Origin of the sequence: Streptomyces mexicanus, from assembly GCF_902506575.1 — a bacterium.
Lineage (GTDB): Bacteria > Actinomycetota > Actinomycetes > Streptomycetales > Streptomycetaceae > Streptomyces > Streptomyces mexicanus.
In genome coordinates, this window is the sequence record NZ_LR732544.1 from 1,331,875 (window position 1) to 1,344,894 (window position 13,020).

10 protein-coding genes and 1 pseudogene are annotated in these 13,020 nt (G+C 75.0%); 5 read left to right on the forward strand and 6 right to left on the reverse strand.

Annotated features, from left to right (window positions below; all coding sequences use genetic code 11):
• Positions 1 to 23 precede the first annotated feature (23 nt).
• The 3 genes from GV126_RS06065 to GV126_RS06075 all read right to left on the reverse strand — a co-directional run bounded on the left by GV126_RS06065 (position 24) and on the right by GV126_RS06075 (position 4,413).
• Complete coding sequence (locus GV126_RS06065) at positions 24 to 2,465, reverse strand: SpoIIE family protein phosphatase (protein WP_159663331.1); 2,442 nt, start codon at positions 2,463 to 2,465, stop codon at positions 24 to 26.
• Between the two features lie 154 nt (positions 2,466 to 2,619).
• Positions 2,620 to 3,000, reverse strand: a complete 381-nt coding sequence (locus tag GV126_RS06070; RefSeq protein WP_201299802.1) for a hypothetical protein — start codon at positions 2,998 to 3,000, stop codon at positions 2,620 to 2,622.
• Between the two features lie 465 nt (positions 3,001 to 3,465).
• Positions 3,466 to 4,413, reverse strand: a complete 948-nt coding sequence (locus GV126_RS06075; RefSeq protein ID WP_159663335.1) for a MurR/RpiR family transcriptional regulator — start codon at positions 4,411 to 4,413, stop codon at positions 3,466 to 3,468.
• 226 nt (positions 4,414 to 4,639) lie between these two features.
• Here GV126_RS06075 and GV126_RS35675 point away from each other — a divergent pair, with 226 nt between their 5' ends.
• Positions 4,640 to 4,801 carry a hypothetical protein gene (locus GV126_RS35675; protein WP_201299803.1) on the forward strand — a complete coding sequence of 54 codons (162 nt, stop codon included), beginning with the start codon at positions 4,640 to 4,642 and terminating at the stop codon, positions 4,799 to 4,801.
• A gap of 54 nt (positions 4,802 to 4,855) precedes the next feature.
• On the opposite strand, the gene kilB is transcribed toward GV126_RS35675, so the two are convergent.
• Together kilB and GV126_RS06085 are read right to left on the reverse strand one after the other, a co-directional pair.
• Positions 4,856 to 5,341, reverse strand: coding sequence for a plasmid transfer protein KilB (gene kilB, locus GV126_RS06080; RefSeq protein WP_159663337.1), 486 nt, complete (start codon positions 5,339 to 5,341; stop codon positions 4,856 to 4,858).
• Positions 5,342 to 5,522: 181 nt separating this feature from the next.
• A complete protein-coding gene (locus GV126_RS06085; protein ID WP_159663339.1) occupies positions 5,523 to 6,200 on the reverse strand; it encodes a nucleoside/nucleotide kinase family protein in 678 nt (225 codons plus the stop codon).
• A gap of 137 nt (positions 6,201 to 6,337) precedes the next feature.
• On the opposite strand from GV126_RS06085, the gene GV126_RS06090 reads away from it, so the two are divergent.
• Positions 6,338 to 7,090 carry a beta-phosphoglucomutase family hydrolase gene (locus GV126_RS06090; RefSeq protein WP_159663341.1) on the forward strand — a complete coding sequence of 251 codons (753 nt, stop codon included), beginning with the start codon at positions 6,338 to 6,340 and terminating at the stop codon, positions 7,088 to 7,090.
• Positions 7,087 to 9,429 (forward strand): glycoside hydrolase family 65 protein, encoded by a 2,343-nt coding sequence (locus GV126_RS06095; protein WP_159663343.1) that lies wholly within the window; start codon positions 7,087 to 7,089, stop codon positions 9,427 to 9,429. The genes GV126_RS06090 and GV126_RS06095 overlap by 4 nt, the downstream gene beginning before the upstream one ends.
• Before the next feature lie 176 nt (positions 9,430 to 9,605).
• Here the strand turns inward: GV126_RS06095 and GV126_RS06100 are convergent, their stop codons facing one another.
• Complete coding sequence (locus GV126_RS06100; protein WP_159663345.1) at positions 9,606 to 9,989, reverse strand: BlaI/MecI/CopY family transcriptional regulator; 384 nt, start codon at positions 9,987 to 9,989, stop codon at positions 9,606 to 9,608.
• Positions 9,990 to 10,209: 220 nt separating this feature from the next.
• Here GV126_RS06100 and GV126_RS06105 point away from each other — a divergent pair.
• Positions 10,210 to 11,688 (forward strand): annotated as a pseudogene (locus tag GV126_RS06105) (hypothetical protein); the annotation flags it as partial.
• Between the two features lie 263 nt (positions 11,689 to 11,951).
• Positions 11,952 to 12,911 carry a lysylphosphatidylglycerol synthase domain-containing protein gene (locus GV126_RS06110; RefSeq protein ID WP_159663347.1) on the forward strand — a complete coding sequence of 320 codons (960 nt, stop codon included), beginning with the start codon at positions 11,952 to 11,954 and terminating at the stop codon, positions 12,909 to 12,911.
• Positions 12,912 to 13,020: the final 109 nt, after the last annotated feature.

Here is a 13,020-nt window from a genome sequence, read left to right on the forward strand (position 1 = left end):
GGGCGGACGACCGGGGGAGTGGCCTACGCCGGTTCCCTCGGCACCCGGATGTCCAGCACGCAGACGTCGTCGCGCCGCTCGCCCTCCAGCATGGAGGCAAGCAGGGGGCCCAGGGAGCCGGGCGCGTCCGTGCGGTGGGCCGCGGCCGTCTTCGCCAGCCGTTCCAGGCCCAGCTCTATGCCCTCGCCGGGCCGCTCGACCAGTCCGTCGGTGAACAGCAGCAGCCGGTCCCCGGGCCGCAGCCGGCACTCGGCCTCCTCGAAGACCGGCGTCTCGGTCGCGCCCAGCAGCACGCCCCGCGGACGCTCCAGATAGCGCGCCTCGCCGTCGCGCAGCAGCAGCGGCGGCAGATGGCCCGCCTGCGCCCACAGCAGCCGCCGCTCGGCGGGCTGGTAGCGGGCGAGCACGAGGGTGGCGGTGCCCTTGGTGTCGCGGGAGTGCAACAGCAGCGTGTTCAGGCGGGCGAGGGCCCCCGTCAGCGACGAGCCGGTGAAGATCATGCCCTTGGCGGTGAAGCGGAGCTGGGCCATCGTGGCCACCGCGTCCAGGCCGTGCCCGGCGACGTCGCCGACCACGAACAACGCGTCCCCGTCCGGCAGTTCGATCGCGCTGAACCAGTCGCCGCCGACATGGATCCCCGACTCGGCCGGCAGATACGCGAGGTCCACGCGCAGCCCGGCCAGCCGCACCGGCCGGCGCGGCATCGGCAGCAGCGCGTGCTGCAGCCGTCCCGCCAGCATCCGCTCGGCCTGCAGGATCCCCTGCTGGGCCAGGATCGCGCGCTCGCTCTCCACCAGGGCCAGTTCGGCGCTGCGCTGCGCGGTGAGGTCCTGCACGAAGCCGTGGACCTGCACGGGGGTGCCGTCGGCGTCGCGGACGGCTTCCGCGACGATGCGCAGGTGCCGCGTCGCGGCCCCGGACTTCTTCCGGAAGAGCACGTCGAACGGCTCTCCGGCGACGAGGAGTTCGCGCACCGCGCGGGCGAGCGCGGGCGCGTCCTCGGGCAGCGCGAGGTGGGCCAGCTCCTCCAGCCGCACCGGGCCGTGCCCGGGGTCGCGGTCGCACAGCTCGTACACCTGCGAGGACCAGGCGGCCTCATGGGTGACCAGGTTCCAGGTGGCCCAGCCGAGCCGGCCCAGGCGCTGCAGGTCCGCCAGGCGCTGCACCTGCCGGTCGGAGGACTCCTGGCGCAGCCAGGTGAGCAGCAGTCCGTCGCCCACGCGCGCGGCCCGCACCGAGTACAGGGCCAGCTCCTGGCCGCCGGCGACGAACTCCTGCTGCGCGTACGGCTCGCTCTCGTACGGCTCCCCCGAGCCGAGCGTGTCCAGCAGGCCCCGCCACAGCGGCTCCTCGGCCACCGCCGGCCAGCATTCGAGGACGCGCCGCCCGACCAGGTCGCGTCCGCCGCGCCCGAGCACGTCGACGGTCTGCCGGGTGACCGCGTCGATGCGGTAGTCCTCCACCTCGCCCGCCGGCGAGCGCAGCGGGGTCAGCAGCACGGTGAGGCCGGGCAGCGCGTCGAACAGCGCGCGCACCTCCTCCGGGACGTCGGTGCCGTGCTCGGGGCGGACGTCGAAGGCGCGCAGCCGGCCGGCGCACAGCCGCGCGGCGCCGAGCAACAGCGCGCGGGAGCGCCGGCTGAACGGCCCGCCGCTGCCCCGCAGCACCCCGATGGCCATATCGGCCCGGCCGCCACCGCCGACCACGGGCAGCCAGGCGCGCGACGGCCACTGCCGGGCCGGGTCGCCGATCAGCAGGTACCGCGCGCTGTCCTGGGGGAGGTCCTCCAGCCAGCGCGGCTCACGCGCGTCCAGCGCGTCGTGCGCGGCGACCCCGCTGAGCGGCGGCACGTGCCGCCACTGGTGCGCCAGCGTGTCGTCGATGCCGGCGTGCCCGATCAGGTCCAGTCCCCCGCCGGGCAGCCGCCGGTAGATCATCACCGCCTCCGCCCCGACCGGCCCGGCCAGGTGCTCCTGCAGGCAGCGGGCGAGATCATGGGGCGTGCCGACGTGCACCAGCGCCCGGCCGAGCAGGGCCAGGGCGGCGGGGTCGCCGCGGTCGTCCCCGGCCGGTGCGGGCGCCTCGACGGGAGCCGGCCGGTGCGGGGCCGGTACGGTGCCGTCGGGGCCGGGCGGCGCGACGGCGGGCGGACGGGCGGTGGCGTGGCCCAGCGGCGGGACCAGGGTGCCGAGCGTGATCCAGCACTCCTCCACCAGCGTGTGGCCCGCGGCCTTGGCCCGCTGGAGCAGCTCCTCGTGCGCGGCCTCCGGGGTGCAGCTGGTCAGCGCCATCAGCGCCCCCTTGGCCCGCTCCACCACGGCGGAGGTGGCAGCCTGCTCCTGCAGCCGGTCCATCTCGGCCCGCTGCCTGGCCACCACCTGAGCCAGCGCCGTCAGGTCGGGTACCGCGCCGCCGGACGCTGCGGGGGAGCGCGATTCGCTCGTCACGGCACGAGCATCGCACATACGGCCCCCTCCGATCGCACGGTTGTCGTATCGGATCCGCGGATCCGATCTCGGGAACGGTCTGCGCAAACGGCCGGATCCGCCGTGACCTCGGCCCGCCCGCGGCCGACCTGGGGCCCGAGCGGCCTCGCGGTGGGGGCGCGGGCCGGTGCCCTCAGCGGTGGGTGCCCTGCTCCACCAGTGCCCGGGTCACCGCCCGCACGCTGCGGGCGATGTGCTGCAGCTGGGCCAGCTCCGCCGCGTACAGCTTGATCGTGTGCTCGATGACCGACTCGGGCAGGCCCAGGCCGGGCAGGTCCGCGCGCGCGGTCTGCAGGGCCGTGCGGGCCACGCGGATCTCGTGCTGGACCTGGATCTGCGCGTGGCGGGCCAGCAGGACGGGGTGGCGCACCAGCGTGGGGGAGCCGCCGTAGCGCGCGGGCACCAGGTCGCGCAGCCACCGGGTCGCCGAGCGCTGCCAGTCGTAACTGCCCGGCGGCTTGACCTGGCAGGGCCAGTCCGGGCTGGTGCGCGGGGTCGTCACAGGCATGATCATCGCTTCCGGTGTGCGTCCTGGCGGGGGCCGTCCGGCCAGGGGTGGCGGCCCCGGCCCAGGGGACGACCGGGGCCGCCGGAGGCGCCGGCGCGGGCGATGCGCGGTCGGACGCCCCGTGGAGCGGGTCCGGAGGGTCGGGACACGGTCCGTGAGCAGTATTTATATATGCCACCGGCTTGGCAAGGCGTATGAAAACATTCATATGCGTCCGGGCCGCGCCGACGCCCGGATGCGGGTCGCGGGCCCTCGGCCGGAGGCCGTCCGCTGGTCGTTCGGGAAGAAGTGCCGCTAGGGCGTGTTTCGAAAGTAGCGTCGTCCGCCCGGAGGGCGGGGCCCGCGGCGTCTGGCGCGGTGCATCGCAAGGCGGAGGGTCGTCCGCGTACTGGGCGTACGCGGACGAGCCCGACAACGCGGCGAGGTGCCGTGCCAGGCGTCGCGGGCCAGACGGGACTTTCGAAACACGCCCTAGTCCTTCAGGAAGAACTGGTGCTGGTCGGCGAGTTGCTCGTACTCCTCCAGCCGGGCCTGGGTCCGCTCCGGGTCGGCGTCGGTCATGGCCTGCAGCAGGGCGGCGCACACCACGCCGGGCGCGGCGTAGGAGTCGAAGACCAGGCGGGAACCGGTGCCGGTCGCGAAGGTCACGTCCGCCTCGTCGGCCACCGGCCCCAGGGCCAGGTCGGTGATCAGGGCCACCTTGAGCCCGGCGCCGCGCGCGACCCGGACCGCGGTCAGGGTCTCGTGGGCGTGCCGGGGCAGGGAGAAGGCCAGCACCCAGGTGCCGCCGGCCTCGCGGGACTGCAGCAGCGCGTCATAGGCGACGCTGCCGCCGCGGGTCACCAGCCGCACGTCCGGATGGATGCGCCGGGCCGCGTAGGCGAAGTACTCGGCCAGCGACACCGAGATGCGCAGCCCGAGCACGGTCAGCGGGGCCGAGCGGGACAGCTCGCGCCCGACGGCGATCACCCGCCCGGGGTCGGCGAAGTCCCGGCGCAGGTTCTCCAGGTTCTCGATCTCGGCGTCGACCGCCGCCTGCAGCTCGTTGCCCCGCTCCTCCTCGGCCGCGTCCGCCCCGCCCGCGAGGGTGCGCAGGGCGATGGACTGCAGTTTCTCCCGCAGGGCGGGGTAGCCGCTGAAGCCGACCGCGCCGGCGAACCGCGTCACCGAGGGCTGGCTGACCCCGACCCGGTCGGCCAGTTCGGTGATCGACAGGAAGGCCGCCTCGGCGAGGTTCTCGATCAGGTACTGGGCGATGCGGCGGTGCCCGGGAGACAGCCGGGGTCTGTCGAAGAGCGCTCTGAGCTGGGACGCCGGGGCAGGCTCGGCGGCCGCGAACGCCCTGCCCGAGGTGATCGCGGACGCCTGCGCGCGCGCCTGCTGCGGCGAGGGCGCCGAGGCGCCCGAGTTGTCTCCCACAGCGCTTCAACATAGCTCACCGACGGCCGTGACCAGGGCGTGTGCACCCGCATTCGGCCACCCACCGGCCCACCGCGACCGCTGCCTCGCTTCCGCGCCGCGCAGGATCACCGGGCGGGAGAGCGTCCGCCGGAAACCGCACAGGAAGGACGGATACGCCCGCGCCGTACGGGAACCCGCCGCCGCGACAGGACCTCAACCGTCACGGACGAGGAGTACAGGCATCATGACCGTTCCCGAGGAGAACCGGCCCAAGACCGACACCACCGACGAGGTGGTCGAGAACCGCGAGGAGGACGCCCCGAAGCAGGCCGGCGCCACCGGACGCACGCTGCGCGAGGCGCTCCAGGAGGCCGCCGTCCGCCCCGACGACTTCGAGGAGAAGTGACCCCGGCCGCGCAGCGACCGCGACCACCGGGCCGGCAGACGGCGTCCGCGTCCGTCACTCTCCCGCGGTGAGCACTTCTCTGGCACGGACCGCGAAGGCGTCACACGCGAGTTCCGCGGCCTCGCCCCGGGCGAGCATGTCCGCCTTGTCCGCAGCGAAGACGATCTCTCGTGTCCGCGCGTGGATCTCGGCGGCCCGCTCGGCAAGGCGCTGCGCCTGCGGGCCGGGTGCGACGAGGCGAAGCCGGAAGACGCTGCTGCGGACCTCGGCGTAGAGCCGGTAGGACTCGGCCCGGGCGGCAAGGGCCGCCTCGGAGCCGGGCTCCGCGTGCTGGCTCGTCCACCGGTCGTACTGCGCCTGCCGGTAGTCCTCCGCCAGGGCGAGGAAGTCGGCACACGCGTCGAGCAGACGCTGGTGGCGGCGTTCCCGGTCGGCGAGGGCCGCGGACCGGACCGTGCTCTTGTCCTGGTACCGGTGCGCCACGACAGCGCCCAGCACTGTTCCGACGACGGCGAGAGCAGACGCGAAGATCTCCGGCACGAGGACAGCGCACCACCGGCAGCACGCTCCGGACAGAGCGCGAATCGGCCATCGCCCTGAGCGCGAATCGGCCATCGTCCCCGCGGCCGGCGCCGCATCGCCGCACAGAAGACCGCCCCGAGCCGAGGGCCGGCGGCCCGCCGCGCGTTCACCGAGTGGACGACGGCCCGGGTGGGGTGTCTCACCCGGCCGCGGCGGAGCCCGGGGGCACGGCCGTGGCGGGGACGAGCAGGTCCGCGTGGGCGCGGGTCGCCGCCACCAGGTCCGCGTTGCGCTGGTCGGTGCCCAGCACCCACGCCACGGCCGCGGCGTGGTCCTTGCCGAACTCCTCGTGCCGGGCGACCAGTCGGCGTATCCGCTCGCCGTCGTCCAGGTCGCAGAACCACACCTCGTCCAGCTGGGGCCGCACCCGCGCCCAGGCGCCGGTGCCGAGCAGCAGGTAGTTGCCCTCCGTCACCACCAGCCGGGCCGTCGGCGGCACGGGGATCGCGCCCGCCAGCGGTTGCTCCAGGACGCGCTCGACCCCGGGCGCGTACACGGTCTCGCCGTCGCCGTCCGCGGCGTACTCCTCCCGCAGCCGGCGCAGCAGGGCCGCGTAGCCCGCCGCGTCGAACGTGTCCGGTGCGCCCTTGCGGTCCAGGCGGCCCAGCCGGGCCAGCTCGGCGTCGGCCAGATGGAAGCCGTCCATCGGCACGTGCGCGACCCACGGCTCGCCGGCGCCGTTGAGGGCCCGTACGAGCTGCTCGGCCAGGGTGGACTTGCCCGCGCCGGGGCTGCCCGCGATGCCGAGCACGGCGCGGTGGCCGTCGCGGACGAGGGACCGGGCACGGGTGAGGAGGTCGTCGAAGGTCAGCGGCACGCGCTCCAGTGTGTCACCCGGTCGGCCCCGCCCCCGCGGCGGACGAGGGCGGCCGATGGACCGGATGTCGCCGGAAAGGACGCCGGATGTGGCCGGTGACACCAGCTGTGGGCCGCGATGCGGGGAAGGGTGCCTGTATGACACAGCTCGGTCTGCCCCGGAACATCCAGGCTTGCCTCTTCGACCTCGACGGGGTCGTCACCAAGACGGCCGTGGTGCACGCGGCCGCCTGGAAGGAGACGTTCGACGCGTTCCTGCGGGAACGGGAGGGCCCCGGCTACCGGCCGTTCGACCCGGTCGCCGACTACGACGAGTACGTCGACGGCCGCCCCCGCGCCGACGGGGTGCGCACCTTCCTCGCCTCCCGCGGCATCCACCTGCCCGAGGGCGGCCCCGACGACCCGCCGGACGCCGCGACGGTCAACGGCGTCGGCAACCGGAAGAATGAACTCGTCCTGCGGAAAATCCGTACCGAAGGGGTGGAAGCCTACGAGGGCACCCTGCGCTACATCGACGCGGTGCGGGCCGAAGGACTGAGGACGGCGATCGTCTCCTCCAGCGCCAACACCCTCGACGTGCTGCGCTCGATCGACGCCGAACACCTCTTCGACGTCCGCGTCGACGGCGTCGTCGCCCGCGAGCGCGCACTGCCCGGCAAGCCGCACCCGGACACGTTCCTGGCGGCCGCGCACGACCTCGGCGTCGACGCGGACCGCTCGGCCGTGTTCGAGGACGCGCTGGCGGGCATGGACGCGGGCCGCTCGGGCCACTTCGGGTACGTCGTCGGGGTCGACCGCGTCGGGCAGACCGACGCCCTGTACCGGCACGGCGCCGACGTCGTCGTCAAGGACCTCGCCGAACTCCTCGGCGAAGGGGGAGGCAACGCATGATCACCCACCGCTCGTACGCCGTCGAACCGTGGACCGTGCGCGAGACCGAGCTGAGCCTGGACGTCCTGGCCCAGAGCGAGTCGGTGTTCGCCCTGTCCAACGGCCATGTGGGCTGGCGGGGCAACCTCGACGAGGGCGAACCGCACGGCCTGCCCGGCTCCTACCTCAACGGCGTGTACGAGGTGCACCCGCTGCCGTACGCCGAGGCCGGCTACGGCTACCCCGAGTCCGGCCAGACCGTCATCAACGTCACCAACGGCAAGGTGCTGCGGCTGCTCGTCAACGACGAGCCGTTCGACCTGCGCTACGGCCGGCTGCACTCCCACGAGCGCGTCCTCGACCTGCGCCGCGGGGTGCTGGAGCGCACCTGCGACTGGAGTTCCCCGGCCGGCACGCGGGTCAGGGTGCGCTCCACCCGGATGATCTCCCTCACCCAGCGCTCCATCGGCGCGGTGGCCTACGAGGTGGAGCCCGTCGACTGCCACGTCCGCATCGTCGTCCAGTCCGAACTCGTCGCCAACGAGCAGCTGCCCGAGGCCGACCGTGACCCGCGGGCCGCGCTCGCCCTGCAGTCCCCGCTGGAACCGGAGGAGGACTTCGCCTCCGGCCACCGGCTGCGCCTGGTGCACCGCACCCGCAACAGCGGCCTGCGGGTGGCCGTGGCCGCCGACCACGTCGTCTCCGGCCCCGAGGACACCACCACCAGCAGCGAGAGCCACCCGGACCTGGCCCGCCTGACCGTCGCCTCGGTCCTGGAGCCGGGGCAGACCCTGCGGGTGGAGAAGCTCGTCGCCCACGGCTGGTCCGGGACCCGCTCGCTGCCGGCCATGAGCGACCAGGTGGACGCGGCGCTGGCGGCCGCCGCGCACGACGGCTGGGTGGGCCTGGCCGAGCAGCAGCGCGCCTACCTGGACGACTTCTGGGCGCGCGCGGACGTCGAGGTGGACGGCGACGAGGAGATCCAGCAGGCCGTCCGCTTCGGGCTGTTCCACGTGCTGCAGGCCGGTGCCCGCGCCGAGGAACGGGCGATCCCGGCCAAGGGGCTGACCGGCTCGGGCTACGACGGGCACGCCTTCTGGGACACCGAGATGTTCGTGCTGCCCGTGCTGACGTACACCGCGCCCGACGCCGTGGCCGAGGCGCTGCGCTGGCGGCAGAACACCCTGCCCGCCGCCCGGGAGCGCGCCGCCCAGCTGGGGCTGCGCGGCGCCGCGTTCCCGTGGCGCACCATCGAGGGCGAGGAGGGCTCGGCGTACTGGCCCGCCGGCACGGCCGCCTTCCACGTCAACGCCGACATCGCGCACGCCCTGGTGCGCTACGTCGCCGCCACCGGGGACGAGGACTTCGCACGCGACACCGGGCTGGAACTGCTGGTGGAGACGGCCCGGCTGTGGCGCTCGCTCGGCCACCACGACCACCGCGGCACCTTCCACATCGACGGCGTCACCGGCCCCGACGAATACAGCGCGATCGCGGACGACAACATCTACACCAACCTCATGGCCCGGGCGAACCTGCTGGCCGCCGCCGACGCCGTGGAGCGCTACCCCAAGGAGGCCGAACGGCTCGGCGCCGACGACGAGGAGAGCGCCGCCTGGCGGGACGCCGCCGCGGCCATGCACATCCCGTACAACCCCGAACTGCGGGTGCACGAGCAGAGCGCGGGCTTCACCCGCTACCAGCGCTGGGACTTCGCCGGCACCCGCGCCGACCAGTACCCGCTGATGCTGCACTTCCCCTACTTCGACCTGTACCGCAAGCAGGTCGTCAAGCAGGCCGACCTGGTGCTGGCCATGTACACCTGCGGACACGAGTTCGACGAGGAGCACATCGCCCGCAACTTCGCCTACTACGAGCCGCTGACGGTGCGGGACTCCTCGCTGTCGGCGTGCATCCAGGCGGTGATCGCCGTGCAGGCGGGCCATCTGCGGCTCGCCTACGACTACACGGCCGAGGCGGCGCTGATGGATCTGGAGGACCTGGAGCACAACACGCGCGACGGCCTGCACATCGCGTCGCTGGCCGGCACCTGGATGGCCCTGGTGACCGGGTTCGGCGGCGCGCGGCGCGCCGGGAACACGCTGGAGTTCTCGCCGCGCCTGCCGGAGAAGTTCAGCCGCCTGGCGTTCTGCATGGTGTTCCGCGGACGCCGGCTTCGCGTGGAGTTCACCCAGCAGACCGCCACCTACACACTGGTGTCCGGCGACCCTCTGACGGTCCGCCACCACGGCGAGGCGGTCGAGCTGCGACCCGGCGCGCCGGTGTCCCACCCGGTTCCCCCGCAGAAACACCTCCCGGCACCCGAACAGCCCCCGCACCGGCGCCCCAACGCCCGGTGAACGACCGGGCGGCGCGGCCCCCGGCGACGGCGCGGGAGCCGGCGCCGCCCCGCGCCACCGGCACCCGACGCCCGCCTGCCACCGGACACCGGCCTGCCACCTGACACCCATCCGTCGCCGGACGCCGGACGTGCGGCGCCCGGCACGAGGGGGGTGGGGCGGCAGGCCGCCCGCCGTCACGCCGGGCCGCGGCTGAGCAGGTCGCGCAGGGCGCGCTCCTCCTCGGGGCTGAGTCCGGTGACGAACTGCTGCAGGGCGGCGATCGGATCGGGGCCGCGGTCCAGGGCGTCGTGCATGGCCTGGGCGGTCAGCTCCGCCGCGTTCTTCGCCGGGCGGTACGCGCCCCGCCGCCCGTCCACCTCACGCAGCACCAGTCCCTTGTCGTAGAGCCGCCTGAGAATCGTGTGCACGGTGTTGTACGCCAGATCGCCACCGATCTCCAGCTGGATCTCGGCCGGGGTCAGCGGCCGTTCCGTCGCCCACAGCGTCGCGAGGACCTCGCTCTCCAGCTCGCCCGAGCTGCGCCGTTCCGTCCTGCCGTGAGGCCCTCTACCAGCCATGCCCTCAACCTTACAGCGCGTAGTGCCGTCCGGCGTCCGGCGCAGCCCACCCGGCGCCGCGCCACGTATCGGGTTACGTTTTGCCTGGTTCGTCCCGGGGTATTCGCCGGCTTTTTCCGGATGCTTTCCCGGCGGTTCCCTGGTGTCTTACCCGGCTCCTGCGTCCGTCCCGCAGACTGAGCAGCCGGATACCCTACAGTGCGTAGGGGGAGGGGTGGAGATGGCCGACAGTACGCACGCCGTACTCGCCGGGACCCGGCGACCCGGACGCGCGGCGGGGGCCGGCCAGGCGCTCCGGCCGCGCGGCGAGGCTCTCCTCGTGGCGGTGGCCGCCGCCTTCACCCTCGCCCAACTGCTGCTGGTGCGCCCCGGCATGGGCCTCGGCTGGGACGAGACCGTCTACGTCAGCCAGGTCAGCTCGCACGCGCCGGCCGCCTACTTCAGCGCCCCGCGCGCCCGCGGCGTCTCGCTGCTGGTCGCTCCCGTCGCCTCCTGGTCCTCCTCCACCGTCCTGCTGCGCGTCTACCTCGCCCTGCTCTCCGGCCTCACCCTCTACCTGGCCCTGCGCGTGTGGCGGACCTTCTTCCCCGCCCGCGTCCTCGCCCTCGCCGGCGCGCTGTTCGCCTCCCTGTGGGTGACGCTGTTCTACGGCCCCCAGGCGATGCCCAACTACTGGGTCGCCATCGGCGCCCTGATCTGCACCGGCTGTTTCCTGCGCGCCCGCGCGGACCGGCACGACCGGGCCGCGCTGTACGGCGTGGTCGGCGGGGCCGCCTTCATGGCGTGGATGCGCCCGATGGACGCGGTGTGGGCGGTGCTCCCGCTGCTCGCCCTCGCTGTGCCGCGCCGCCGTCACAAGCTCCTCGCCGCACTCCTCGCCGGCCTGCTCGCCGGCTCCGCGGAGTGGGTGATCGAGGCCTACGTCAGCTACGGCGGCCTGCTGCGCCGACTGTCCGACGGCTCCGCCATCCAGGGCGGCCTGGGCTGGCACGTCGCCGTCCTGGACCAACTGCGCAGCCTGGGCGGGCGGACCCTGTGCCGGCCGTGCACCGGCCCGCTGCCCAGTCCCCTGGTCACCCTCTGGTGGTACGTCCTGCCGCTGCCGGCCCTGTTCGGCCTCGTCCTCGCCCGGCGGGCCGGGCGCACCCTGCCCACCGCGCTGGCGCTGGGCTGCGCCGCCGCGGCCGCCTTCCCGTACCTGTTCCTCATCGGCTACGCGGCGCCGCGCTTCCTGCTGCCCGCCTACGCCCTGCTCGCGATCCCGGTCGCCGACGCGCTGCTGCACCTGGTCCGCGCGCCCGGCGGCCGGTGGCGGCCCGCGGTCCTGAGCGTGGTCGTCCTCGCGGCCGCCGTGCACCTGGCGGTGCAGTACGCCGTGCTCGCGCACACCGTCTCCCGGACCACCGCCGCCCGCCGCGCCTGGGACCGCACCGCGGCGGAACTGCACCGGCTCGGCGTGCGTCCGCCCTGCCTGCTCACCGGCTACGACGCCCTGCCGATCGCCTTCTACGCAGGCTGCGGCTCCGCCGCCACCGACGGCCCGAACACCAACGCCACGGCGGCGGGTCTCGCGCAGGCGGCCCGGCGGATGCCGGCCGCCGCCCTCACCACCGCGCACGGCTCCCCACCCGAGTACGCCCGCACCTGGCCGGTCCACCGCTTCGGCGACCTGCGCCTGTACATCGCCCCGTCGGCCTCCGCGGCCCCGGCCACCGGCGCCACCTCGGCCGCCCACGCCACCGCGACCGTGCGGCCCGCCCGCGCCTCCGCGACTGTGCGGCCCGCCTACGCCTCTGTGACTGTGCGACCCGCCTACGCCTCTGTGACTGTGCGACCCGCCTGCGCCTCTGTGACTGTGCGACCCGCCCACGCCACCGCGACCGTGCGACCCGCCCACGCCTCGCTGGTCCCCGGCGTCGCCCCCGCCGTCCCGGCCGCCTCGGTGCAGAAGGGCTCCGCCACATGACCTCTCCGCTCCTGGCCGCCGCCACCGTCCTGCGTCGCCGGAGCCGGTGGCAGACCGCGGCCCTGTGCGTGGTGCTGCTGTGCGCCGCCTACCTCGGCCGGCGGCACTGGCCGGTGCTGGAGTCCGGTGCCGACCAGCTCGCCGGGGCGGACCAGGGCTGGCTGCTCGCGGGCGCGGCGGCCGCCGTCGCCACCTGGGCGTGCGCGGCGCTCGCCCAGCAGGGCTCGGTGGCCGAACGGCTGCCCGGGGGACGGCTGCTGGCCGCCCAGTTCGCGGCCTCCGCCGCCAACCACGTCCTGCCCGCCGGTCTCGGCGCGGGCGCGGTCAACCTCCGGTTCCTGATGCGCTGCGGACTGTCCGCGGGCCGCTCGGCGAGCGCGCTGGCGGTCAAGGCCGCGGCCGGCGCGCTGGCCCGGGCCGCCCTGATCGCCGTACTCGCCGCGTCCTGCCCCGGCGTGCTGCGGCTCCCGCACGTCTCGGCACCGACCGTGGCCGCCGTCCTGGCCGGCCTGCTGGCCGCCGCCGTGCTGCCGGCCGTGCTGCTGCGCGGCCCGCTGCGGGCGCGCTGCGGGCGTGCGGTGTGCTCGGTGCTCGCCGACATCCGGGCCGTGCACACCCGGCCGCACCGCGCCGCGGCCCTGTGGGGCGGCTCGCTGGCCTTCGCGGCCGCGCACGCGCTGGTGGTGATCGCCGTGGCGCAGGCCGTCGGGCTGCCGCTGTCCCCGGCGCGGGTGGCGCTCCTCTACCTGGCCGCGAGCAGCGCCGCCGCCCTGCTGCCCACCCCCGGCGGCATCGGCTCCCTGGACGCCGCCCTCGCCTTCGCGCTCACCACCGCGGGTGCCCCGGGCGCCTCGGCCGCCTCAGCCGTCCTGGGCTACCGCCTCCTGACCGTCTGGGCCCCTCTCCTGCCCGGCCTCCTGGTCCTCGGCTTCCTGATCCGCCGAAGAGCGGTGTGAGACCCCCTGCCGGCGGCCCTTGCGTGAGGGCCGCCGCGCGCCGCTCAGACCGAGGAGGAACGGCCCAGGCCACCGGGAGGGTCGTCGGCGGCGGGGGACTCGCCGGGGG